Source organism: Paenibacillus sp. RS8 (assembly GCF_041956825.1).
Taxonomy (GTDB): domain Bacteria; phylum Bacillota; class Bacilli; order Paenibacillales; family Paenibacillaceae; genus Paenibacillus_AQ.
The window spans coordinates 992,413-1,016,979 of sequence record NZ_CP168131.1 but is presented as its reverse complement, the minus strand read 5'-3'; the positions used below and the strand labels follow the sequence as shown (position 1 = coordinate 1,016,979).

Annotated in this window: 22 protein-coding genes; all 22 read left to right on the top strand. The window is 44.3% G+C overall.

Going from position 1 to position 24,567, the window contains the following annotated elements; genetic code table 11:
* Positions 1-11 precede the first annotated feature (11 nt).
* The 22 genes from flgL to argH all read left to right on the top strand — a co-directional run bounded on the left by flgL (position 12) and on the right by argH (position 24,424).
* Entirely contained in the window at positions 12-929 is a 918-nt protein-coding gene (gene flgL, locus ACDZ28_RS05870; protein ID WP_042131337.1) for a flagellar hook-associated protein FlgL, read from the top strand.
* Positions 930-944: 15 nt separating this feature from the next.
* The gene (locus tag ACDZ28_RS05865; RefSeq protein ID WP_042131336.1) at positions 945-1,511 is read left to right on the top strand and encodes a DUF6470 family protein; all 567 of its coding nucleotides are present in this window, start codon (positions 945-947) and stop codon (positions 1,509-1,511) included.
* Between the two features lie 117 nt (positions 1,512-1,628).
* On the top strand, positions 1,629-2,075 hold the full coding sequence (gene fliW / locus ACDZ28_RS05860; RefSeq protein ID WP_042131335.1) for a flagellar assembly protein FliW: 447 nt from the start codon (positions 1,629-1,631) through the stop codon (positions 2,073-2,075).
* A gap of 1 nt (position 2,076) precedes the next feature.
* Positions 2,077-2,319, top strand: coding sequence for a carbon storage regulator CsrA (gene csrA / locus ACDZ28_RS05855; protein ID WP_042131333.1), 243 nt, complete (start codon positions 2,077-2,079; stop codon positions 2,317-2,319).
* A gap of 246 nt (positions 2,320-2,565) precedes the next feature.
* Positions 2,566-3,927, top strand: a complete 1,362-nt coding sequence (locus ACDZ28_RS05850; protein WP_042131332.1) for a flagellin — start codon at positions 2,566-2,568, stop codon at positions 3,925-3,927.
* 804 nt (positions 3,928-4,731) lie between these two features.
* Positions 4,732-5,130: a flagellar protein FlaG gene (locus ACDZ28_RS05845; RefSeq protein ID WP_375104199.1), complete on the top strand. Its 399-nt coding sequence runs from the start codon at positions 4,732-4,734 to the stop codon at positions 5,128-5,130.
* Positions 5,131-5,145: 15 nt separating this feature from the next.
* Positions 5,146-6,615, top strand: coding sequence for a flagellar filament capping protein FliD (gene fliD / locus ACDZ28_RS05840; protein WP_375104198.1), 1,470 nt, complete (start codon positions 5,146-5,148; stop codon positions 6,613-6,615).
* A 19-nt stretch (positions 6,616-6,634) separates the two neighbouring features.
* Positions 6,635-7,033, top strand: a complete 399-nt coding sequence (fliS, locus tag ACDZ28_RS05835; protein ID WP_042131330.1) for a flagellar export chaperone FliS — start codon at positions 6,635-6,637, stop codon at positions 7,031-7,033.
* The gene (locus ACDZ28_RS05830; RefSeq protein WP_375104197.1) at positions 7,026-7,361 is read left to right on the top strand and encodes a hypothetical protein; all 336 of its coding nucleotides are present in this window, start codon (positions 7,026-7,028) and stop codon (positions 7,359-7,361) included. The genes fliS and ACDZ28_RS05830 overlap by 8 nt, the downstream gene beginning before the upstream one ends.
* Positions 7,362-7,596: 235 nt before the next feature.
* Positions 7,597-7,794 carry a cold shock domain-containing protein gene (locus tag ACDZ28_RS05825; RefSeq protein WP_019915069.1) on the top strand — a complete coding sequence of 66 codons (198 nt, stop codon included), beginning with the start codon at positions 7,597-7,599 and terminating at the stop codon, positions 7,792-7,794.
* Positions 7,795-8,179: 385 nt separating this feature from the next.
* Positions 8,180-9,625: an S-layer homology domain-containing protein gene (locus tag ACDZ28_RS05820; RefSeq protein ID WP_375104196.1), complete on the top strand. Its 1,446-nt coding sequence runs from the start codon at positions 8,180-8,182 to the stop codon at positions 9,623-9,625.
* Positions 9,626-9,854: 229 nt separating this feature from the next.
* On the top strand, positions 9,855-10,403 hold the full coding sequence (gene hpf / locus ACDZ28_RS05815) for a ribosome hibernation-promoting factor, HPF/YfiA family (RefSeq protein WP_042131328.1): 549 nt from the start codon (positions 9,855-9,857) through the stop codon (positions 10,401-10,403).
* 279 nt (positions 10,404-10,682) lie between these two features.
* Positions 10,683-13,190: a preprotein translocase subunit SecA gene (gene secA / locus ACDZ28_RS05810; RefSeq protein WP_042131327.1), complete on the top strand. Its 2,508-nt coding sequence runs from the start codon at positions 10,683-10,685 to the stop codon at positions 13,188-13,190.
* Between the two features lie 366 nt (positions 13,191-13,556).
* Positions 13,557-14,670, top strand: a protein-coding gene (prfB, locus tag ACDZ28_RS05805) for a peptide chain release factor 2 (protein ID WP_139328511.1) whose coding sequence is annotated in 2 segments (ribosomal slippage) — positions 13,557-13,628 and positions 13,630-14,670 — 1,113 coding nt in all. Because the reading frame shifts where the segments join, the coding sequence is not laid out codon by codon here.
* 153 nt (positions 14,671-14,823) lie between these two features.
* A complete protein-coding gene (locus ACDZ28_RS05800) occupies positions 14,824-15,708 on the top strand; it encodes a YitT family protein (RefSeq protein ID WP_042131326.1) in 885 nt (294 codons plus the stop codon).
* A 175-nt stretch (positions 15,709-15,883) separates the two neighbouring features.
* On the top strand, positions 15,884-16,939 hold the full coding sequence (argC, locus tag ACDZ28_RS05795) for an N-acetyl-gamma-glutamyl-phosphate reductase (RefSeq protein ID WP_375104195.1): 1,056 nt from the start codon (positions 15,884-15,886) through the stop codon (positions 16,937-16,939).
* 20 nt (positions 16,940-16,959) lie between these two features.
* Entirely contained in the window at positions 16,960-18,192 is a 1,233-nt protein-coding gene (gene argJ, locus ACDZ28_RS05790) for a bifunctional ornithine acetyltransferase/N-acetylglutamate synthase (RefSeq protein WP_375104194.1), read from the top strand.
* Positions 18,193-18,233: 41 nt separating this feature from the next.
* Positions 18,234-19,064, top strand: coding sequence for an acetylglutamate kinase (gene argB, locus ACDZ28_RS05785; RefSeq protein ID WP_375104193.1), 831 nt, complete (start codon positions 18,234-18,236; stop codon positions 19,062-19,064).
* A gap of 70 nt (positions 19,065-19,134) precedes the next feature.
* Positions 19,135-20,421, top strand: coding sequence for an acetylornithine transaminase (locus tag ACDZ28_RS05780; protein ID WP_375104192.1), 1,287 nt, complete (start codon positions 19,135-19,137; stop codon positions 20,419-20,421).
* Entirely contained in the window at positions 20,418-21,386 is a 969-nt protein-coding gene (argF, locus tag ACDZ28_RS05775) for an ornithine carbamoyltransferase (protein WP_042192355.1), read from the top strand. Before ACDZ28_RS05780 ends, argF begins: the two co-directional genes overlap by 4 nt.
* A 292-nt stretch (positions 21,387-21,678) precedes the next feature.
* On the top strand, positions 21,679-22,914 hold the full coding sequence (locus ACDZ28_RS05770; protein WP_042192353.1) for an argininosuccinate synthase: 1,236 nt from the start codon (positions 21,679-21,681) through the stop codon (positions 22,912-22,914).
* Positions 22,915-23,008: 94 nt separating this feature from the next.
* Positions 23,009-24,424: an argininosuccinate lyase gene (argH, locus tag ACDZ28_RS05765; protein ID WP_339288347.1), complete on the top strand. Its 1,416-nt coding sequence runs from the start codon at positions 23,009-23,011 to the stop codon at positions 24,422-24,424.
* Positions 24,425-24,567: the final 143 nt, after the last annotated feature.

The window sequence follows — 24,567 nt, the reverse complement described above, 5'->3', positions numbered from 1 at the left end:
AGATATAGCGTATGTTGAGAGTAACCTCTAACATGATGAATTCACAGCTTCTGCTTAACCTAAACCGTAATGCTCGTACGATGAACGACACACAGCTACAGCTTTCAAGTGGTCGCAAAATCAATAAGCCTTCCGATGATCCGGTAGGAATTACGTATTCTCTGCGTTATCGTGCGGAGCTTTCATCTAACGAGCAATATACTAAGAATGTAGATAGCGCTCTTTCATGGCTAGATTATAATGATACAGTTCTAGGGCAGGCCGGAGATGTTGTACAGAAGATTCGTGAACTGTCCGTACAGGCTGCGACAGGTAGTAATCCACAGTCTGCTCTAGATAGTATCAATGCAGAGGTTATGCAGCTGAAAGAACAGCTGGTGGATATTTCTAACAGTACACTGAACGGAAAGTATATTTTTAATGGTGAGCAATACAATACGAAGCCTTATGATTTTGCTAAAGGTGCGGATGGTACATACGATGTATCTAAGCCGATTACTACGGATACAGGGCAGATTCAGTTTATCGTAGGTGAAGACGTGCGTATGCCTATTAGTACGACAGGTAATGACGTATTCGGTAATACTGGGGATGCAGACAATTTGTTTGCAATCATTAATCAATTATCAGTTGCCTTGAAATCCGGTGATTCCAAAGGAATATCGGCACAACTTGGTTTAATTGATACAAGGATGGAAAAAATTCTGACGGCGCGCTCTGAAATAGGGGCCAAAACCAACCGTGTGGAATTAATGCAGGATCGGCTTAGTGATTTGAATATTAACTTAACGGATTTACAGGCTAAGACTGAAGATGCCGACTATGAGGGTTTGATTATGAACTCTAAGATTCAAGAGAATATCTATAATGCATCCTTGTCTGTGGGTGCAAAGATTATTTCCACAACTCTCGTAGACTTTATCAGATAATAGAGGTGGTTCTCGTTGCTACAACCGATATTGCAAATCCGTCAGACGCCTGCTGTGATTGGTATTGATGCTGATCCGGGCACTTACTCGATCACTCAGCCTAAAGCTGAGGTTAAAATAAAGACTACTGCAGGTGAATTAACGGTTCAATCTACTAGACCGGAGCTTACTATTGATCAATCCCGTGCTTGGGAGGCTTATAACGGTGGAAGGATGCTGGATATGAACAAACGGATTTATTCTGGCATTCAACAGTTATACCTTCAGGGAATTGCCCGAAAGGTTGAGCAAGGGAATCGGATGGCTCAGTTTTTTAAACCTGGCAATACGATTGCAGAAGTATACGGATCAGACACTGAACCACAATCCTTTCCGGAGACACGTGGTCCAGCATCGTATGCTAATGTGGAGATTCACTTTGAGACGAGAGCCCCACAAATCGAATTTAGTGCCTCAAAGGTTGATATTCAGGTTGATCGGCGTAATCCTGAAATTGAGTATACCCGTGGAAAGTTAAATATATATATGCAGCAATACGCTTCTGTTCAGTTTATTCCACCAGAATTGAATGTTCAATTGTAGCTTCTTAAGCTATAGATGTGCCAGAAAGCGCCTCTATAGCTTTTGTGCTATATATTATGTAATAGGATTTCTTAAGAAGCTAGTTTTGCGCTGCAAAACTTTTGAGGAGTGAATTACTTGATTATAGAAACACTATCTTGGGGTACATTGGAAGTAGATGAAGAGCAAGTATACCATTTTCCCAAAGGACTACCTGGCTTTGATGAAGAAATCGACTTTGCTTTGATCGCGATGGAGCAAACACCTTTTTGGTATCTCCAATCTGTTAGAAGCATGGGTCTATCCTTTCTGTTAGGAGATCCATTTGTTTTTTATCCGTCCTATGAGTTTGAGTTGCCGGATGATGAAGCTGAAGAATTAAGTATAAAAGATGGGATTGTCGTTCGTTGTGTTATCACTCTGAAGGAACAAACTGAACATTCGACGATTAATCTTCTAGCTCCTATTGTATTGAATCCTACAGCTCGTTTAGCTAAACAGATCGTTCTTCATAAAGCACCTTACCATACTAAGCATTCCTTGCTGCAGGAACAGTCAGTTATCGATGGAAAGGATGGTGGATGATATGCTCGTGCTTTCCCGCAAAAAAGGAGAGTCCATCGTCATCCAAGATCAGATAGAACTGACGATCTTAAGCGTAGATGGCGACACGGTAAAGGTTGGTATCACTGCACCTAAGCATGTTGATATTTTTCGTAAAGAGGTTTACCTTTCAATTCAGGAGACCAATCGTGAGTCAGTTGGTCCACAGCAGACTGATCTGAATGCATTGATCCATCGGCTTCGTAATGTAAATAAGAATGAATGAATGATTGACATATAGCACGTATCTATTCCAGAACCTGGGACTGTTTGAACGCAGACTCGGGTTTTTTATTTTATTTTGGAGAATTTACCCAAGAAATTTTAAAAAAACTTCGAATTACTCTAAACAGTTGGGTGCGTACAGTCGATATATGTATTAGACGCTGAGCCGGCAGGGCGGCCGACCTTAATGGTTCGGCGTTTACCACATGGATGTGGAACTAACTTAATTTCAGGGAGGAAATATCAAATGATTATTAACCACAATATCGCAGCTTTGAACACACACCGTCAATTGGGTGCAAATACTGCAGCAACTAGTAAAAATATCGAAAAATTGTCTTCAGGTCTTCGCATCAACCGTGCAGGTGACGATGCTGCTGGTTTGGCTATCTCCGAAAAAATGCGTGGTCAAATCCGTGGTTTGGATCAAGCATCCCGTAACTCGCAAGACGGTATTTCTTTGATTCAAACTGCTGAAGGCGCTTTGAACGAAACTCACAGCATTCTTCAACGTATGCGTGAACTTGCAGTACAATCTGGTAATGATACAAACACACTAGATGACAGAAAAGAAATCCAAAAAGAAGTTGAACAGTTGAAATCCGAAATTAACCGTATTTCCGAAACAACAGAGTTCAACACTCAAAAACTTTTAAATGGTAGCTTAGGTGTTACAGGAACTTCCACTGATAAGACTAAAGTTGACATTACATCTGCTACTGGTTTAGCAAAAGGCAATTATACTGTAACTGTTGATACAGTTGCTACTAAAGCAAGTGCAGCCGCTGGTACTCTTGATCTTAGTGGTGGTGTAGATGTTTCTGGTAAAGAGCTAGTTATTAATGGCACAAAAATTGATTTTTCAGGTATGACAGCTGCAACTACACAAGATGTTGTAAATAAAATTAATGAATACAAAGATAAAACTGGTGTGCAGGCGACTGTAAGTACAAACTTTGTTAAGCTTGATCAAACAGAATTTGGATCTATTTCAAATATTACAGTAGGTGGAGCTGATGCTGCTGACTTCGGAGGAACTGTGGCAGCTGGTGTAGATGCAGTTGCTACAGTAGTTGGTCCAAATGGAGCATCTGAGCAGGTAACAGGTATAGGCCAATCAGTAGGTTTCCATGGAGCTGAATTTATTGCTAATGCTACAACAGCTACTGATTCAGCAACTATCACAGTTGCTGGCGGTGGAGCAACACTTCAAATCGGTGCAAATAAAGACCAAAGCATGACAATTGACGTTAATGAAGTTAGCTCTAACACGCTTGGTGATAAAGCTAATAACAAGTTGGTAAAAGATGTTAGTTTGTTGACGCAATCAGGTTCAAACGATGCGCTTAAAGTCTTAGACGAAGCTATGAAACAAGTTTCTGGCGAACGCTCTAAACTGGGTGCGTTCCAAAACCGTTTGGAGCATACGATCAACAACTTGGGTGCTTCTTCCGAGAACTTGACTGCAGCTGAATCCCGTGTTCGTGATGTGGATATGGCTAAAGAAATGATGAACCAAACGAAGAACAACATCCTTGCTCAAGCTGCACAAGCTATGTTGGCTCAAGCTAACCAACAACCACAAGGTGTACTTCAATTGCTTCGTTAATCTTATAGAGTTACAAGGAGATCCTAGACTATCTAGGGTCTCTTTTTTTAGCAGAACTAAAGGAAATTGAAATCATAAATCATATTTATCGAAAAGACGTATTTTGTTAGTCAACATTTAGGGTTTCTCTCGGGGAGGCCTTATTTTTGTTTCTGACAAAAGGATGGTGAGGCAATAGCGGATTTCAACCTAGAAAGGAGTCTACTTGGGATTGGGGATAGCCTAATGAGGGATTTTTGTTGGTGGGAGTATGAGGGTGGGTCTAATTAGGCGGTCTTGAGATGTAATGAATGTATGTGATAGATGCGGAGAACAGTGGCATCTTGTATTCTTCAATTGCATGACACTTGACGAAGCTACAATTAATAAGATAATTAACTCACTGTAAGGTTATTTAGCCAATTAAGGCAAGTTTCGAACGAAAGTAGAGGATGCTAGTCAGAATATGGTGGACACTCTTATGGAGGATCAGACCCATTAATGTATGTCGATTAATTGAGAAAATACTTTTAAGTGTAAGGAGTTGCTTATCTACTACTTCTCTTCACAGGTTTAAATCCTAATGGTAACTGTACTTCTAGTTACCAACAAAGTGATTACTTTACGAGAGGATACAATAGGTTGGTATGAATTTTTTTGTTTTTTAGTCGTCATTGTATTTGCTTACTTAATGATAAGGTTCGGACATTGTTCCGTTCTTCACTGTAGTAAACCTAAGGATAATTTTACCTCTCGTATTAATCAAATGTATAGAAAAACCGATAGATATAATATAAATGAAAAGTTAACGTGGGGGGTTCCAGTATGGATGTTCGTCTTTCGAATTCTGTAAGTTATACTAAAAAATTGATGGAAACGGGGGGGACACCATCTGTTACTCCTATGAATGAACAAAAAGAAGAAACTATCAAGTTAGGACAACTACGCAGCAATGTTGAATTAAAGAAGTTGGAACGAGAAGGTATAGCGGTTTCTATGGGAGAGGAACAGGTTGTTAAAGCGCTAGATCGGGCGCTAAAAGCCTTACAGGGGCCAACGACTACATTTGAAGTTAGCGTACATAAAGAGACCAAAGCCATTATGGTAAAAGTACTCAATAAGGAAACTGGGGAGTTAATTAGAGAAATCCCTCCTGAGAAGACACTAGACCTCGTGGCAAACATGATTGAAATTGCCGGTATTATGATTGACGAAAAAATATAGATAGGAGATGATACTATGGTGACTCGGATCAGTGGGATGGTTTCTGGTCTAGATGTGGACGCTCTCGTAAAGCAGATGATAACTGCTAAGCGTGTACCATTAGATAAATTAAATCAACAAAAGCAGATACTTCAATGGCAACGGGACAACTATCGTGAGATCAATAGTAAGCTTGTAGATTTTCAAAATTCTAAGTTAAAGAATTATGACAAGTCGACGGCATTAAATACCCAGACTGCAGTTGTAACGGGGAATACGACAGCATTGAAGGCCGAAGCAACAGCCGATGCTAACGGTATACCTATGAAAATGGAGATTACTGAATTAGCAAAACCGAGGTCTTGGGAGACAGTAGTTCCTAAAAAAGATGGATCAATACCTTCGTCTGCAACTAAGCTATCTGCGATTGCGGATTCTGCCTCTACAACACAAACATATAATATTGTTATCAATGGTAGTAGCATTAATTTTGATAAGGAATTGAGTATATCAGGGGTAATTGCGAAAATAAACTCAGATAGTAAAGCTAATGTAACGGCTAAATATGATGAGGTTACAGGTAAGTTTTCCTTGGCTTCAAAAACCTATGGGGATGAAGGTAAGGTTGATCTCACAGGTACAAACAGTTTATTGACCTTATTTGGATCAAGTGATCCTGCTTTCAAGGTTACAATTCCTCCAGAGAAGGCACAGATTACTGTAAATGGTTCACCAATGAGTTTTGATAGTAATAATTTCAAAATAAATGGTGTGAGTTTTACACTGTTGTCTAAAACGGATGGGGCAGCTACTACAATTAATACGCAAACAGACTCGGCGAAAGCTTTGGAAACTATTACGAGTTTTGTGAAGGATTATAATGAACTGTTAAGTGTGTTAAACAGTAAAGTTGATGAAGAGAAATATAAGGATTTCACACCACTTTCGGACGAGCAAAAGAAAGAAATGACGGATAATGATATTGAACTATGGGAGAAAAAGGCTAAGAGTGGATTGTTGAGGAACGATGAAATTCTGAAATCTACTATTGCTTCTATGCGATTTGAACTATCAAATAGGATGGGCGAACTTAGTTCGATCGGTATAACTGCAGGTCAATATTATGAGAATGGGAAGTTATATATTGATGAGGCGAAATTAAAGCAAGCCTTAGCAGATAATCCTCAAAAGATTATGACTTTGTTTCAAGGTGGTTCAGGATCTGATGGCGTATTCGATAAATTAACTACCACCGTAGGTAATACCTTGGATAAATTTGTTACTAAGGTAGGGACATCAAAGTTTTCGTCAGATTTAACCATTGCCTTTAAGTCAGATAGCTTAATGGGCAAGCGATTGACAGATTATAATACTAGGATTAAAACACTTCAGACTCGTCTCACTACTCTGGAGACAAACTACTACAAACAGTTTACGGCAATGGAAACTGCTATGAATAAATATAACTCTCAGTCTTCTGCATTATCTAGTTATATGGCAAATTAACCGATAGAGGTGACATTACATGATGACTTCTCCATATGATAAATACCGTCAGTCGTCTGTTCAAACATCAACTCCTGCGCAGTTGGTAATCATGTTGTATGATGGAGCCATTCGTTTTGCGAGAACAGCAATGGATGGACTAAGCAAACAGGACTATGAGAAGACCAGCCTTAACTTTGGCAAAGCTCAAACGATTATTAGTGAATTAATGAGTACATTGGACTACTCCTATGAGGTATCTAATAATCTTTATTCACTTTATGAATATACGAATTTCTTGTTAGTGGAAGCCAATATCCGCAAAAGCCCAGAAAAAGCGGAAGAGGCTATCGGCTACCTTACAGAACTTCGGGAAACTTGGCTCCAAGCATCCAAAATCGCTGCAGGCCAGGGACAGGCTGAAAGTGCTCATGGATGAGTTAATTCAGCACCTGAAGGAACTAACCTTGGACATTACGGACAGACTCGATGAAACTACCTATGAGGAGTTAGAACTTTTTGTCGAGGATCGTCAGGAGCTTGTCGACTCAATTGCAGAACAAGCCGGAATTTGTAAGCCGACACATGCACAAAAGCAAGAAATTAATCGAATTTTGGGATATGACAATGTGATCTTAGACAGAATGAACGCTCTTCGTTTGGAAGCCCAAGACTGGCTGCAGAAGCGTAATCAGGCCAAGGTACAGCGCAGTGCATACGAGGCCGCTTACACCCCAGACAGCTTGCTAATGGATCGTAGAAAATAAATGATTTCAGTGTTTCACTATAGGAGTAGACGGGTATTAAATACCGTCTGCTTTTTATTTTATCGTTATACCAAATCTATTTCTTAATTAAGGAGAGATAAATGTCATATTTTACGTGGTAAATTATTGCATGTAAACATTTACTTTTCCAATTGACAATAAAGAAGTTGCGGTGGTATAGTCGATTTGTGAGCAAGACTCACGTTCATCTGATGACGAAGGGAATGTTTAATCAATGGAAGGTAAAGTAAAATGGTTTAACGCAGAAAAAGGTTATGGTTTTATTGAAACTGCAGACGGTGGCGACGTATTCGTACACTTTTCCGCGATTCAAACTGATGGTTTCAAGACTTTGGATGAAGGCCAATCCGTAGAGTTCGATATCGTTGAAGGTGCACGCGGACCACAAGCAGCTAACGTAATCAAATTATAATCATACGGCTAAGCCGACCTACATATAAGTAGATGGTTAGCAATTTAGACAGCGCTAGCAAGGATCTTGGGAACTCTCCCAAGGTCCTTTTTTTGTGTTTGGGGCCCCCGCAAAGTACCTGAGTATGCATCGAAGTAAAGCTCCACTTTGTGGGGATATTTTGTGCTCTTATAGACCTCTATTAAGGCTGTTAAAAGCTAGGAAATAGCTTGCTTTGTAAATTCATATTATGGAAAATGTTAGAACTCTTCGAAATGTGGGTAATAGTTGTACGTTGAGCTGTTTATCTTACCTCGACGCACACTATGTTAGCCTAGGTCAATACATCTAAGAAAAGATTCATATAACCTATGCTATCAAAACTTTTAGGAGGATGATTAGCAGGATGAAAAAGAAGTTGCGCGGTCTTATGACCGGAGTTTTAGGAGTTAGTATGTTATTAGGATCTCTTGGCAGCGTATCTGCCGCCTCCGTACCTAAGGATATTCAAGGTCACTGGGCCCAAGGTCAGCTACAGGAATGGTTAGATAGAGGTTACCTTGGAGGATATCCGGACGGCACGGTGAAACCTAATAAGGCGATTACGCGTGGAGAGTACGTGACTATGGTAAATCGCTTGTTTGGTTTTACAGCAAAAGCAACAGTAAGCTTTAAAGATATGAAAAGTACGAACTGGAACTACAGTGAAGTGGCTAAAGCCGTGGAAGCTGGTTATATCGGAGGATATGAGGACAATACGTTCCGTCCTAATAGTCCGCTCACAAGACAAGAGGCAGCTGTAATGGCTGCAAAATTACTTAAATTGAGCACCAATACCACTACTAGCAAATTTAAAGACAATGCACAAATTGCAGCATGGGCAAAAGGTGCAGTAGCCGCTGCAGCGGATAAGAAGATTATTAACGGTTATCCGGACGGAACCTTCGGTCCTAAGAGATCGTTAACACGTGCAGAGGCTGTAGGCATTATCAATACTTCAGTGATCTATTACCCAGGTAGCGGTACAGGTGGTGGAGTAATTCCTACCCCAACGCCAACAGCTACTCCGACACCAACAGCTACCCCAACGCCAACAGCTACCCCTGGGGGTAGTACAGGAGGAGGCAGCGGTGGTGGATCTGGCGGCGATAACGGTGGCGGAACTGTCACTACACCAACCGTAAGTGGGGCAACCTATGGTAACGTTGGTTCGGTAACAGCCGATGTATACCTGACATCTTCTGTAACAGGCTCAGTATACTATGTTGTAGCTCCTTATACTGCTAACGTAACTGCACCGAGTGCATTACAGGTGGAAAAAGGACAGATCAGCAATGGAACTGCAAGCGGAATTCATGGTAGTGTTGCAACTGTAGCCAAAACAACGGTTACATTCTCGGTTTACGGATTGAATCCTGGGACAGAATACGCAACATATATCGTAGCAGCGGATGCATCTGGCAATCTGTCTACTGTGACAACCGTTCGATTAACTACTGCTCAGGCAACTACAAACTCGATTACACTTTTTGAGCCAGGACAAGTAGGTACAGTTACAGCAGATGTATATATTAAATATGGTGCGACAGGTGACACTCCAACCCCAGTAAGATATGTAGTATTGCCTGCTAATGAAAAAGCACCTAGTGCAACACAAATTTCTTTAGGCCAGAATAGTACTGGTACAGCATTGACTGCTCCATGGACGGACACGCTTACGTTCGCTCCTGGTGTAAAACATACGCATACATTGACTGGATTGACAGCCAATACTGCCTATAAGGTATACGTTATTACAGGATCAGGTACGCAATTGTCACCTGTAGAAATCATTCAAATTCATACCAAGTAACTTAATCTTATACTGTCTCAGTTTGGGAATATAAGAATGGAATTCGTACTATAATAACGACAGGTTTACTCTTGGTCCGGTGAGGCGAATAGTTGCTCTTGCCGGACTTGTTTTATTTGTGAACACTACGACAATAATTGTTATCTAATTGTAAGGGCTGTAAGGAATTACTTTTTACTTAGCCTTAACAATTTGGTATAATGAAGGTGTAACTAAAGGAGGAGTGGCCATGCAATTCACCATTCGAGGTCAACAAATTGACGTGACCGACGCTTTGAGAGAGTATGTTGATAAGAAGCTCAGCAAACTTGAGAAGTATTTCGAAGCACCCCCTACCTCTGAAGGGTCTGTGACGCTTGGCGTAGTTCGCGGCCTTCATACGGTGGAAGTAACCATTCCGCTTGCTGGCGTGACGCTTCGTGCGGAAGATCGCAGCGATGACATGTATGCTTCCATAGATGCCGTTGTGGACAAGCTGGAACGTCAAATTCGCAAACACAAAACGAAGATCAATCGTAAGTTCCGTCAAGAGGGACTCAAGACGCTGTTTGTGGACGGAGCAAGTACCGCTGTTGCTGTAGAAGAACAAGATTATGATGATTTAGAAGTTGTGCGGAACAAGCGCTTTACGATGAAGCCGATGGATGTTGAAGAAGCGATTCTTCAAATGAATATGGTAGGACATAATTTCTTTGTGTTTTCCAATATCGACACCTCGGAAGTAAGCGTAGTTTACAAACGTGATGATGGTAAATATGGACTGATTGAACAGGGCTAAGATCCAATGATGCCAGTTATGCTCAAAGTATAAAGGGCTTCGACAGTTAGTCAGAACCTAAGAAATTTAAACCGAGCCCCTATTCGCTGCAAGCGAATAGGGCTCTTGTGCGTATAAGCGGCTAGATTTGAAAAATGTGGCTGATACACCTTGTATTGCGGCATCTCTTACAAACTGTTACAATTTATGAAGCAGCGGAATCGAATTTATAAATGGCCCTTTCAATTTTGTGAGGATGGGCTCGGTTCCACCATCTGTGTTGCATGAAAGGGGTTAACCATGCTAGGACTTGTAAAGAAAATATTCGGAGACACCAACGATCGTGACGTTAAACGTCTCATGAAGACAGTCGATGTAATTAATGGATTGGAACCGGAATTTGTAAAGCTGTCTGATGAACAGTTACAAGCTAAGACAGCAGAATTCCGTGCCCGTATTGAAAAAGGCGAAACTTTGGAAGAAATTCTTCCCGAGGCATTTGCAACCGTGCGTGAAGCTTCCAAGCGGACACTTGGTATGCGGCATTTTGATGTGCAGCTGATTGGTGGTATGGCTCTGCATGAAGGCCGAATCTCCGAGATGAAGACTGGTGAAGGTAAGACACTAGTAGGTACATTGCCAGTGTATTTGAATGCTTTGCTAGGTAAAGGTGTACACGTAGTAACGGTCAATGACTATTTGGCTCAGCGCGATAGCGCACAAATGGCACAAATTTATAACTTCCTGGGCATGACGGTTGGGGTTAACCTGAGCGGTATGGACCATGCTGATAAACAAGCTGCTTATGCCTGCGATATTACGTACGGCACGAACAACGAATTTGGTTTTGATTATTTGCGTGACAACATGGTGCTCTATAAAGAGCAAATGGTTCAACGCCCTCTGTATTTCTGTATTATTGATGAAGTGGACTCTATTCTTATTGATGAAGCACGTACACCTCTTATCATTTCCGGACAAGCTGAGAAGTCTACAGAATTGTACTTTTCAGCAGACCGTTTCGTGAAAAAGCTTAAAGCTGAGGAAGACTACACAGTTGATATTAAAGTGAAGTCTGTAGCCTTGACTGAAAAAGGTGTAGCTACTGCTGAGCGCGCTTTTGGTATTGAGAACTTGTATGATCACAGTCATGTGACCTTGAATCACCATATCGTCCAAGCCCTGAAAGCAAACGTAATTATGCGTCGTGACGTAGATTACGTTGTAAACGAGGGTGAGGTCGTTATTGTCGATGAATTTACAGGACGTCTAATGTCAGGACGTCGCTATAGCGATGGATTGCACCAAGCGATTGAAGCGAAAGAAGAAATTGAAGTACAGAATGAAAGTATGACTCTTGCAACGATCACATTCCAGAACTACTTCCGTATGTATCGCAAACTGGGCGGTATGACAGGTACAGCGAAGACTGAGGAAGAGGAATTTAAGAAGATTTATGGTCTTGAAGTTCTTCAAGTCCCTACGAACAAACCGAATCAACGTGTAGATATGCCGGATGTTGTCTACAAGAGTGAGAACGGTAAGTTCAAAGCTGTTGTGGAAGAAATTGTAGAGCGTCACAAAAAGAACCAGCCTGTACTGGTTGGTACAGTGTCAATCGAGAATTCAGAGCTCGTATCTGAAATGCTGAAGCGTAAAGGTGTTAGACACCAAGTGCTTAACGCGAAGCATCACGCTGAAGAAGCGGAAATCATTACACATGCAGGTCAACCGGGTACAGTTACGATTGCTACCAACATGGCTGGACGTGGTACGGACATCGTTCTAGGTGAAGGTGTGACAGATCTTGGAGGTCTGCATATTATTGGTACAGAACGTCATGAATCGCGTCGGATTGATAACCAGCTGCGCGGTCGTGCGGGTCGTCAAGGTGACCCTGGTTCTACGCAATTCTACTTGTCGCTTGGCGATGAGCTTATGAAGCGTTTTGGTGCTGACAACGTTCTAACTATGATGGATCGTCTCGGATTTGAGGAAGATCAGCCGATTGAGAGCCGCATGATCACACGTGCTGTAGAATCTGCTCAGAAACGTGTTGAAGGCAATAACTTTGATATCCGTAAAGTCGTATTGCAATATGATGACGTGATGAATCAGCAGCGTGAAATTATTTATAAACAACGCCGTGAGATTCTGGAGTCTGATAATATTAAAGATATCGTGCTTGAAATGATCAAACCAGTAATTGAGCGTATCGTTCTTGCACACTGTAGCGATGATATTCCTGAGAACTGGGAACTGCAAGAAGTTGCTGATTACGTAAACAGCAAACTGCTTGAAGAAGGTGCTTTAACCCGTGATATTCTATGGGGTAAGGAAGCAGAGGAGATCATCGAGTTTATTTTCGAACGTGTGCTTGAGAAATATGCTGCACGTGAAGAACGTCTGGGTTCAGAACTCGTACGTGAATTCGAGAAGGTAATCGTGCTTCGTTCCGTAGATAGCAAATGGATGGATCATATTGATGCAATGGATCAATTGCGTCAAGGGATTCACTTGCGTGCTTACGGGGGTACGGACCCACTTCGCGAGTATCAATTCGAAGGTTTTGAGATGTTTAATACTATGACTGCTACGATTCAAGAAGAAGTAGCTACTTATATTATGAAGGCTCACATCGAAGCGAATCAGGAACGTCAATCCGTTATTGATGAAGACAAGATCTCTACAAACGGAGAGCCTGTTGAGAAACGTCCGGTTCATGTTGAGGCTGTAACTGGCCGTAACGATCTTTGCCCTTGCGGAAGCGGCAAGAAGTACAAGAATTGCCACGGTCAAAACGCATAAGATAAACGTTCAGTAGCACTCATAATCAGGAGTAAGATGTAAGTCTGTATCCCTGATATCTATGGGTATACTAACCATAAAGAGCGGCTGGGCCCGGGGGTATCCCCCGTTTACGGCCCAGTCGCTTTTTTGGATGTTTAGTATTCGAGTGAATGAGGAATGGAGAGAAGGTTTGGAACTGGAGAAGCGTAGCGCTCGCCTTTATCTTCAGATTCCAACCGCAAGTGCGGTTATCTAATCAAGGAATCTGAGGATAACAGCGATCGGAAGTCCAATCCTTCTCGGAATGGCTAATCATTCACTCACGCACTAACTATCCATTAGAGCGAAGACCGTAACAACCTATTTTGAAAGGTGAAGTGACCTATGATAGAAGCGAATGTAAAGCAAGATCTGCGTGAAATAGGCAAGAAACTAACTGACCTTAGGGGGTCTCTTTGACTTAGATCTTAAGCAAGAGATGATTTCTAACTTTGAAGAAAAAATGGCTGCTCCAGGCTTCTGGGATAATCCAGAGCAAGCACAGAGTGTGATCGGCGAGATGAATGCTGTGAAATCTTCCGTGGATCAATACGAGAAGCTGCAACAAGAATACGACGATGCTGCGATGATGGCAGAGCTTGCGGACGAAGAAGGCGATGAAGATCTTGCGGCAGAGATTGGGGAGACAATCAGCAGCTTAGGCAGAAAAGTGGATGAATTCGAGCTGCAATTGCTACTTAACCAGCCGTATGACAAGCTGAATGCAATCCTTGAGCTCCATCCGGGTGCGGGCGGTACGGAATCCCAGGACTGGGGACAAATGCTGCTGCGGATGTATACCCGTTGGGCTGAAAAACGTGGATTCAAGGTTGAGGTTTTGGATTATTTGCCGGGTGATGAAGCAGGAATCAAGAGTGTCACACTGCTCATCAAAGGCTTCAATGTATATGGATATCTGAAAGCTGAAAAGGGTGTACATCGATTGGTGCGGATTTCTCCGTTTGACTCTTCTGGTAGACGCCATACCTCTTTTGTATCCTGTGACGTAGTTCCGGAAATTACGGATGACGTAGAAGTTGAGATCCGTACCGAGGATCTTAAGATCGATACGTATCGTGCGAGCGGTGCCGGTGGTCAGCATATCAATACCACAGACTCTGCGGTACGGATTACTCACTTACCTTCGGGTGTGGTGGTAACCTGCCAGAATGAACGTTCACAGATCAAGAACCGGGAACAAGCAATGAAGATGCTACGTTCTAAACTATATGAGCGCAAACTGCAAGAACAGCAGCAGCAATTGGATGAGATTCGCGGTGAGCAATCCGATATCGCTTGGGGCAGTCAGATCCGTTCTTATGTATTCCATCCATATAACATGGTCAAGGATCACCGTACTTCCGTAGAAACGGGTAATGTGGGTGCGGTAATGGACGGAGATCTGGATGCGTTCATCGATGGCTACTTGCGTAGCCAGATCAAGGTTGAGGCGGACTAAGGGATTTTTTCGGGAATATAGGAGAGTATAAAGTTACTCCATACTTTATCTATATATTTATTTTTCGGGGAAACGGATACCATTCTTTGATCTGAATGGGGTACCCGTTTCTTCTTACGTAGAGCAAGATGACACTTTAAGGAGCGCCATGAAATGCAAAAAATCAATTCTCGTAATAAACCCCCGCTGATTCCACTGAATGGACCCGTCCGTCATGTGGTGGATACAACGCTTATTTTGATCGGTTCGCTAATCACAGCACTGGGTTTTAATCTTTTTTTTCTGCCTAATCATATAGCTTCTGGCGGTGTATCGGGTCTTTCTGTATTGGCTGAAGCTTGGTTTGGGGCTGAACCGGCATTTACGCAATGGGCACTTAATATCCCGTTGTTTGTGCTCGGAGTAATCTTCCTTGGTAAACAATACGGCGTTCGCTCCTTGCTTGGGAGCTTTGTGCTGCCGCTATTTATCTTGTTGACAAAAGATTTACCTACACCTACAACTAATCCACTTTTAGCCTCCATTTATGGCGGTATCTGTGTAGGAGTGGGCCTTGGCGTTGTGTTCCGCGGACGGGGCTCGACAGGTGGTCTTACGATTTTGGCGCAAATCATTCAAAAGATATCGGGTCTCAGCTTCTCGGTTTCCGTTGTGTTGCTGGATGGGACGGTTATTGTACTGGCTGCGTTTATTCTCGGTATGGAGCAAGCGCTGTATGCGTTGATTGGATTGTTTGTGACAGGTAAGGCCATTAATGCGATAGAAGTAGGCTTCCGCTATACGAAGGTTGCATATATTATCTCGGACAAGACAGATGAAATATCTGCGGCGATATTAAATGATCTGGATCGTGGACTGACAAAGCTGGACGCACATGGCGGGTACACTGGCGATGCACGTACCGTTCTAATGGTAGTGGTAGGCCAGAATGAAGTGTCAAGGCTAAAAGCGATAGTCCAATCCGTAGATACAAGTGCATTTGTTATTATTACCGAAGCACATGAAGTGTTAGGCGAAGGGTTTAAAAGAGAAGCGTAATCTCTCCTACGGGGGAGGCGACGCTTCTCTTTTTTTCTAAATGAGGTTATATTTAGGATGAATAAAGTTCACATATTGTGTTGTATTTATATTAATAGGGATGTATAATAATACATATTTCTAAGACGGTATGCATTATACTAAATAATATATTCATGATAAGCAGGAAGTGGGGATGACAGTGGAAGGCAAGCTGAGGGCGGCGATTGTTGGATCAACGGGTTATGGAGGCGTAGAGCTGATTCGGCTACTACAAAGTCATCCTAAAGTAGAGATTACTTCGGTAATTTCCTCATCTAGTGCAGGGGATGCGATAGAGGAAGGGTTTCCTCATTTGACGGGCATTATTGACCGAAGGCTGGATGGCGTTGATCCGGTGCAGATGGCTGAGCGGGCGGATGTGGTTTTTACGGCTACGCCGTCGGGTGTAAGTGCAAAGCTGGTCCCGCAGCTGCTGGAAGTTGGACTTAAGGTCGTAGATCTATCCGGCGATTTCCGATTGAAGGATGGCGCAGAGTATGAGCACTGGTACAAACATACGGCTCCTGCTGATGAATACCTAGAACAGGCTGTATACGGACTTTGTGAGGTGTTCGGAGAGCGTGTGGCTGGGGTTGATTTTATATCTAATCCAGGCTGTTATCCTACGGCTACACTTCTTGGACTAATTCCTGCGATTCAGGCAGGCTGGATTAAGCATGACAGTATTATTATTGATGCGAAATCGGGGGTTACCGGAGCAGGACGCGGAACGAGTCTGATGGTGCATTATGCAGAGATAAACGAGAACTTAAAAACTTATAAATTAAATAAACATCAACATATACCGGAAATCGAGCAGACACTCACGGAGATTGCTGGAGAAAAGGTAACCGTTACGTTTTCCACACATCTCGTGCCGATGAGCCGAGGCATTATGAGTACGATGTATGCAGGAATGAAGGGCAATTATACGGAGCAGGATTTTGTGGATTTATATCGTGAATATTATGCGGGCAGACCTTATGTGCGGGTGCGCGATGTAGGTGTGATTCCGGCAACAAAAGAAGTTAGCGGCTCTAATTATTGTGATATCGGATTTGCGACAGATGCTCGTACAGGGCGGGTGACTATAGTCTCCGTCATTGATAACGTTGTAAAAGGTGCGGCAGGTCAGGCAATACAGAACCTTAATTTGATGATGGGATGGGAGGAAACCCTTGGCCTCGGCTACACACCTGTGTATCCATAAGGATCAGCGGTACAAATAACATGAGCGAGATTGAATTATTTACTACCTTGGAAGGTGGAAGCATTACTTCACCTAAAGGATTTAAGTCCGGAGGACTGCACTGTGGATTGAAAAAAACGGACCGCAACGATCTCGGAGTGATTCTTTGTGAGGTTCCAGCTACAGCTGCTGCCGTGTATACGACGAATGTTTTTCAGGCGGCTCCGCTGAAGGTGACGCGGGAAAGCCTTGTGAACGGAACGTTGCAGGCGGTAGTAGTGAACAGCGGAAATGCTAATGCCTGCACTGGTGAACAAGGTGAAGCCGATGCTTATGAGATGCGCGCTGCTGCGGCCCAGCATTTGGGCGTGAACGTTAATGATGTAGCTGTCGCTTCAACTGGAGTTATTGGTGAATTACTGAAAATGGACTGCGTACGTAGCGGTATTTCTGCAATACCAGAAAAGCTGGATGGTGGGGCTGCTGGAGCGGAGGAATTCTGTCAGGCCATACTTACAACTGATTTAGTTAAAAAAGAGGTTGCCGTGAAGGTGCTTGTTGGCGGTGTAGAAGTTATTATTGCTGGAGCCGCGAAGGGCTCCGGGATGATTCATCCTAACATGGCTACCATGCTCGGTTTTATGACTACAGATGCTGATATTTCAGCGGAAGATTTACACAGTTTGCTTCGTTCTGCTACGAACGTTACTTTTAATATGATTACAGTCGATGGAGATACTAGTACCAATGATATGTTAGTGTCGATGGCGAGTGGGCTTGCAGGGAATGAGAAGCTGACTCAACAGCATCCGGATTGGGACGCTTTTGCTGCAGGATTTACGTTTGTCTGCCAGACGCTTGCCAAAGCGATTGCTCGTGATGGAGAAGGTGCGACTCACCTGATTGAGGTTCAAGTGAATGGTGCTGTTCATGACGAAGCTGCTGCAGCGATTGCCAAGACAGTGGTAGGTTCTAGTCTAGTGAAATCTGCTATTTTTGGAGCGGATGCGAACTGGGGACGAATTATTGCAGCGGTTGGACGCGCGGGTGTTCCGGTATCGCCGGAGCGCGTTAACATTTCTTTAGGTGATATTGAGGTGCTACTGCACTCGAAGCCGGTTGCTTTTGATGAAGAGAAGGCTCTGGCGTATTTGCAAAAAAGTGAAACGGTGCTGATCACTGTAGATTTGCATGATGGAACCGGAAAGGCTACAGCTTGGGGCTGTGACTTAACTTACGATTATGTGCGTATTAACGCTGCATACCGTACCTAATTTGTGGCGGCTTAAGCCCACAAGGGAAGGATACCGAACATATGACGCTAAATAGCGAGCTTGAACTTATAGATGCATTAGATGGTAGTGGATTGTTTGTGATGAAATGCGGCGGCAGTACGCTGGCTGCTCTTCCTGATTCTTTTTTCGAAGATTTACGAGATTTGCAGCAGGAAGGCATTCAGCCTGTAATAGTTCATGGCGGAGGGCCGGCCATTTCAGAGAATCTAGCAAAGTTGGGCATTGAAAGCAGCTTCGTGAACGGTCTGCGGGTAACCACCGAGGCAGTACTAGATGTCGTAGAGATGACGCTGGCAGGGAGTATCAACAAGGCGATTGTAAGGCGAATTCAAGGAAGTGGCGGTCTAGCTCTAGGGCTATCCGGCATTGATGGAAATATGATTACTGCTAGACCCGTAGCTAATAGCGCTGAAGTAGGTTGGGTAGGAGAAGTAACGGAAGTAAAAGCTGAGATCGTAACTGGTATTGTTGGGATGGGCTATATTCCTGTCATTGCACCTATCGGTGTAGATGCTGCAGGTCAGCGCTACAATATTAACGCAGATACAGCAGCAGGGGCAGTCGCCTCTTATGTAGAGTCTCCCCAAATGATCGTGGTCACAGATGTGCCTGGCATTATGAGTACGGTAGAGGGTCAAAAAATTGTGCTTCCATCCGTGACCGTGCGGGAAATCGAAGCTTTAATTGAAAGTGGAGAAATCTACGGCGGCATGATCCCAAAAGTGCGGGCAGCTATCGATTGCATTCAAGGCAGCGTTTCAGAGGTTATCATTGTGGATGGAAAAGAACCGCGGGTGCTTAGCCGAGTACTACAAGGTGAAGCGATAGGCACACGTATTATTCGTTCGTAGAATCATAGATGAATATCATTTAGAGGTGCAGCCTGGTACACAGGAGCACAAGATGGGAGAGTGACTTAGAATGAGCAAGCTTACACAAGCTGAATTGGATTCGCAAGCAGGGGCACAGCAGACCGATACAGTAGGATCAGGTACACCGGATGTTGCAGCAGGCAAGCTTAGCGCGGTATTCCCTTCTTACGCCAGATATGATCTCAGCTTAGTTAAAGGCAAAGGCACCTGGGTATGGGATGATAAGGGCAATAAGTATCTTGATTTCACAAGTGGATTAGCTGTGACCAGTCTAGGTCATGCTCCTGAAAAAGTCGGTGCGAAGCTGAAGGATCAGATTGATACGCTTTGGCATGTCTCGAACCTGTTCCATATTCCTGGACAGGACAAAGTTGCAAATCTTTTGACGGAGAATAGCTGCGCTGATCAAGTGTTTTTCTGTAATAGTGGAGCAGAAGCTAATGAGGCTGCTATTAAGCTGGCTCGTCGTTACCACCAGAAGGTAAAAGGTGTCGACCGTTATGAGGTCATCACATTTGAACAATCCTTCCATGGACGTACACTAGCCACACTGACAGCAACAGGTCAGCAAAAGGTAAAAGAAGGCTTCCTGCCGCTTCCAGCAGGCTTCAAAACTGTACCCTTGCATGATCTCCCTGCGTTAGAGGCTGCTATCGGTGATCATACAGCTGCTATCATGCTGGAGATGGTGCTTGCAGAGGGTGGCGTGCTAGAGGTAGAACCAGAGTTCTTGAACGCTGTAGTGGCACTGTGTAAGAAACACGGATTGCTTCTGATTGTAGATGAGGTACAGACAGGTATGGGACGCACAGGCAAGCTGTTCGCTCATCAGCATTATGGAATTGAACCAGATATTTTCACTTTGGCTAAAGGGATTGCTAGTGGGTTCCCAGCGGGTTTAATGCTTGGCAAAGGATATTTGCGTGATGCTTTCTCACCAGGCAGCCATGCGTCCACCTTCGGGGGAACACCACTCGCAACAGCGGTTATGGCAGCGACAATTGAAACGATGCTGGAGGATGAGCTTCCACAACGCGCTGAAGAAATGGGTAAGTACCTGACAGGTCTTTTGAAAGAGAAGCTGGCGGACTGTTCTTTTGTGAAGGATATCCGTGGTAAAGGTCTGTTGATCGGGATTGAATGTCAATCACCAGTGGGCGATATTGTTTTGGCTGGACAAAAGAAAGGCCTGTTGTTCGTGACAGCGGGTCCTAATGTCCTTCGCTTGCTGCCTAATCTATATGTAAGTAAAGAGGAGATCGACCAAGCGGTGGACATCGTCTCCGAACTCATTCATACTTATGCTAAACAAGCAAACGGGGAGGTAAGCTCATGAGTCAGGGCGTACAGAGTAACAAGCACACCATTGCACAGCAACTGAAAGGCCGTGATTTACTGGAGCTGAACGATTACAGCCCGGAAGAAATTACGTATCTGATTGATTCAGCGATTGAGCTGAAGAAGAAGCAGAAAAATGGCGAAGAATTTCAGCCGCTGAAGGGAAAGACGATTGGTCTTATTTTTGAAAAATCCTCTACTCGTACGCGCGTGTCGTTTGAAGTTGGAATGTATCAGCTGGGAGGGCATGCCCTTTTCTTGAGCAAAAATGACATTCAGCTTGGACGCGGTGAAACGGTTGGCGATACAGCACAAGTAATGTCACGTTACCTCGACGGAATTATGATCCGTACCTTCGGTCATGACAAAGTAGAGGATCTGGCTCGGTATGCTTCTATTCCAGTAATCAACGGCCTGAGCGACCTGGCACATCCTTGCCAAGTGCTGGCAGATTACCAAACGATTTATGAGCACAAAGGAAAGCTTAAAGGCCTGAAGCTGGCTTACATCGGCGATGGCAACAATATGGCGCATTCTCTGATGATTGGCGGAGCTAAGCTGGGTGTGGACGTATCTATTGCCGGACCGGAAGGTTATGAGCCGGATGCAGCGGTTGTAGCAGAAGCCCGTGAGATCGCTAAAGAAACCGGAGCGAAGATTGTGGTTACTCACAGCCCGCAAGAAGCTGTACAAGACGCTGACGTCATCTACACCGATGTGTGGGCGAGTATGGGCTTCGAAGAGGAGCAAAAGGCGCGTGAAGCGGCATTCAAGGACTATCAGGTTAATGAGGAGCTTGTAAAAGGTGCGAAGAGCGATTATCTCTTCCTGCACTGCCTGCCGGCCCACCGTGAGGAAGAGGTCAGCACAGGCGTGATTGACGGCCCTAACTCGGTCATCTTTGATCAAGCGGAGAACCGCCTGCATGCGCAAAAGGCTTTAATGGCTGCTCTGATGAGTTAAGGAATTTAAATAATATAAAATATAAATCACTATATAAATTGAATTAATGTTGAGCGAAGTTAGGTTTTGGACGATAGAGTAATGGAGCGGAATTTTTGGAACTGTAGGAGCGTAGCGTTCGCCTTTATCATCAGATTTCATCCGCATAATGCGGTTTGAAATAAAAAAAATCTGATGATAACAGCGACCGGAAGTCCAAACATTCAGCGTAGTTGCGATTAATCGTTAAAGTGCTAGCGAGAGCACGGTTATTTTAATTTATATCCCCCACACGAAAGGAAGTTGCCACACCATGGCTAAAGAAAAAATTGTACTCGCTTATTCCGGCGGACTAGATACATCCGTTATTTTGAAATGGCTTAAAGAAACTTATGATGCGGAGATCATTGCCTTCACTGCCGATATCGGCCAAAAGGAAGAGCTCGACGGTCTGGAAGAAAAAGCGCTCGCTACTGGCGCTTCGAAAGTATACATCGACGACCTGCGTGATGAATTCGCTAGCGATTTCATCTACCCAATGTTCCAATCCGGCGCGCTTTATGAAGGTCAATACTTGCTCGGAACTAGTATTGCTCGTCCACTGATCGCTAAGCGCATGGTGGATATCGCCATCGCAGAAGGTGCAACGGCTATCGCGCACGGCGCGACAGGCAAAGGGAATGACCAAGTGCGTTTCGAGCTTGGTGTAGCTGCATTGGCTCCGAACATCAAGGTGATCGCACCTTGGCGTCTGGAAGAGTTCCGCAATCAATTCCCGGGTCGTGCGGAAATGATCGCTTATGCGGAAGCTAATGATATTCCGGTACAAGCCTCTGCGGCGAAGCCGTATTCGATGGACCGTAACCTGCTGCATATCAGCTATGAGAGCGGCGTATTGGAAGATCCTTGGTTCGATCCAAGTGCACCAGAGAACAAAGGAATGTTCCTGCTGAGCAACGCTCCTGAGGATGCTCCGGATGAAGCAGAATATTTGGAACTCGATTTCGTTAAGGGAGACTGCGTAGCGCTGAATGGTGAGTCCTTAAACCCACTTCAAGTGATGGAGAAATTGAACGAGCTGGGCGGTAAACACGGTATCGGACGTGTGGATATGGTTGAGAACCGTTTTGTCGGCATGAAGAGCCGCGGCGTGTATGAGACTCCGGGTGGAACAATCCTGTTCGTCGCTCATCGCAAAATGGAGTCCATCACGATGGACCGTGAAGTGATGAACCTGCGTGACAGCCTGATCACTCGTTACAGCACTTTGGTGTATAACGGTTTCTGGTTCGCTCCAGAGCGTATTGCACTGCAAGCTCTTGTAACACAGAGCCAGCAAAATGTAACAGGTACTGTTCGTCTTAAATTGTACAAAGGCAACATCATCGGCGCTGGAGTGAAGAGCCCGGTCAGCCTGTACAACCCTGAAATTGCGACGATGGAAGCTGATCCTACACAAGCTTATGATCAAGGGGATGCAACTGGGTTTATCCACTTGAATGCATTGCGCCTTAAGGTTTCTACAGGTGTAAATGGAGCTTCGAAATAGAACGATAACATAAACTTAAACGGGCAACCCCGAAGGCCGTTCCTCCCGTCAGGATAGGAGCGGCCCTCTGGCGTCCAAGAGGAGGAAATTACAGGTGAGCAAGCTTTGGGGCGGACGGTTTACTAAAGGAACAAACAAGCTGGTGGAGGAATATACGGCTTCCATTGGATTTGATAAGGCTTTGGCCAAAGAAGATGTACAAGGCAGTCTGGCGCATGTCACAATGCTGGGCAAATGCGGAATCCTTCCACAAGAAGATGTGGAGACGATTAAGCAAGGTCTGAACAAAGTATTGGACAAGGTTAACGCTGGAGAGGTTGTTTTCTCCGTAGCGGATGAAGACATCCATATGAATATTGAAAAACATCTGATCGAGGAAATCGGTCCGGTCGGTGGTAAACTGCACACTGGACGTAGCCGTAACGATCAGGTGGCAACGGATATGCACCTTTACCTACGGGGCCGGGTAGTTGAGCTAGTTAGCTTGCTGCATGAATTACAGGAAGCTCTGATTGAACAAGCCAAAGATAATGTAGAGACGATCATCCCTGGTTACACGCATTTGCAGCGGGCACAGCCGATCCTGTTTGCTCACCACTTGTTGGCTTACGTCTCCATGTTCCGCCGCGATGCGGAGCGTTTGACGGACAGCTACAAACGGATCAACGTGCTGCCACTCGGAGCAGGCGCACTTGCTGGTACAACCTTCCCGATCGATCGCCACTTTGTAGCGGAACAGTTGGGCTTTGACAGTGTGTACGAGAACAGTCTGGATGCTGTCAGCGACCGCGATTTCATCGTCGAGTTCTTAGCAAATGCTGCGCTTGTAATGACTCACCTATCCAGACTCAGCGAGGAACTGGTGTTGTGGAGCAGCACGGAGTTCAGCTTTGTGGAACTGGATGACGCTTTCTGCACAGGCAGCAGCATTATGCCTCAGAAGAAGAACCCGGACGTACCAGAACTGGTACGGGGCAAAACAGGCCGCGTTTACGGCAATCTGATTGGCTTGCTGACCGTACTGAAATCATTGCCGCTAGCGTACAACAAGGATATGCAGGAAGACAAAGAAGGCATGTTCGATACGGTTACTACGCTGACTGGTGCGCTGCAATTGTTCGCGCCGATGATCTCCACCATGAAGGTGAACAAGGGGCGTATGCGTGAAGCCGTGAACACGGACTTCTCGAATGCTACGGATATCGCCGACTTCTTGGTCGGCAAAGGTCTTCCTTTCCGCCAAGCACATGAAGTAATCGGAAAAACAGTGCTCTACTGCATTAACGAAGGCAAATTCCTGCTGGATCTGACGCTGGAAGAGTTCAAGCAATTCTCGCCACTCTTCGACGAGAATATCTATGCTGTTCTTCAGCCGGAAGCTGTAGTTAACGCCCGTAACGTTTATGGCGGCACAGCCACCGTTCAGGTGAAGGCTGCAATCGAACGCGCGGAGCAGGCGCTGCAGGAAGCTAATGAATGGGTAGTAAAACACGGTGACGCTATTTTGTAAACCGTATCAATACCAAATCTCGCCTCAGACTTTTATAGGTCGCAGGCGAGATTTTTTTTATCTAAAGGGGCTTTAAGTACAACACAACTGGATTCACAGTGCTCTTTACGGTTATCCTTAAATTAGGGATAGGAGGGTTCGTA

Excerpts from the sequence above, each read along its gene's own strand:
- flgL (WP_042131337.1), top strand. The coding sequence starts at position 12 with ATGTTGAGAGTAACCTCTAACATGATGAATTCACAGCTTCTGCTTAAC.
- csrA (WP_042131333.1), top strand. The coding sequence starts at position 2,077 with ATGCTCGTGCTTTCCCGCAAAAAAGGAGAGTCCATCGTCATCCAAGAT.
- ACDZ28_RS05850 (WP_042131332.1), top strand. The coding sequence starts at position 2,566 with ATGATTATTAACCACAATATCGCAGCTTTGAACACACACCGTCAATTG.
- ACDZ28_RS05845 (WP_375104199.1), top strand. The coding sequence starts at position 4,732 with ATGGATGTTCGTCTTTCGAATTCTGTAAGTTATACTAAAAAATTGATG.
- fliD (WP_375104198.1), top strand. The coding sequence starts at position 5,146 with ATGGTGACTCGGATCAGTGGGATGGTTTCTGGTCTAGATGTGGACGCT.
- fliS (WP_042131330.1), top strand. The coding sequence starts at position 6,635 with ATGATGACTTCTCCATATGATAAATACCGTCAGTCGTCTGTTCAAACA.
- ACDZ28_RS05830 (WP_375104197.1), top strand. The coding sequence starts at position 7,026 with ATGGATGAGTTAATTCAGCACCTGAAGGAACTAACCTTGGACATTACG.
- ACDZ28_RS05825 (WP_019915069.1), top strand. The coding sequence starts at position 7,597 with ATGGAAGGTAAAGTAAAATGGTTTAACGCAGAAAAAGGTTATGGTTTT.
- ACDZ28_RS05820 (WP_375104196.1), top strand. The coding sequence starts at position 8,180 with ATGAAAAAGAAGTTGCGCGGTCTTATGACCGGAGTTTTAGGAGTTAGT.
- hpf (WP_042131328.1), top strand. The coding sequence starts at position 9,855 with ATGCAATTCACCATTCGAGGTCAACAAATTGACGTGACCGACGCTTTG.
- secA (WP_042131327.1), top strand. The coding sequence starts at position 10,683 with ATGCTAGGACTTGTAAAGAAAATATTCGGAGACACCAACGATCGTGAC.
- ACDZ28_RS05800 (WP_042131326.1), top strand. The coding sequence starts at position 14,824 with ATGCAAAAAATCAATTCTCGTAATAAACCCCCGCTGATTCCACTGAAT.
- argC (WP_375104195.1), top strand. The coding sequence starts at position 15,884 with ATGACAGTGGAAGGCAAGCTGAGGGCGGCGATTGTTGGATCAACGGGT.
- argJ (WP_375104194.1), top strand. The coding sequence starts at position 16,960 with ATGAGCGAGATTGAATTATTTACTACCTTGGAAGGTGGAAGCATTACT.
- argB (WP_375104193.1), top strand. The coding sequence starts at position 18,234 with ATGACGCTAAATAGCGAGCTTGAACTTATAGATGCATTAGATGGTAGT.
- ACDZ28_RS05780 (WP_375104192.1), top strand. The coding sequence starts at position 19,135 with ATGAGCAAGCTTACACAAGCTGAATTGGATTCGCAAGCAGGGGCACAG.
- argF (WP_042192355.1), top strand. The coding sequence starts at position 20,418 with ATGAGTCAGGGCGTACAGAGTAACAAGCACACCATTGCACAGCAACTG.
- ACDZ28_RS05770 (WP_042192353.1), top strand. The coding sequence starts at position 21,679 with ATGGCTAAAGAAAAAATTGTACTCGCTTATTCCGGCGGACTAGATACA.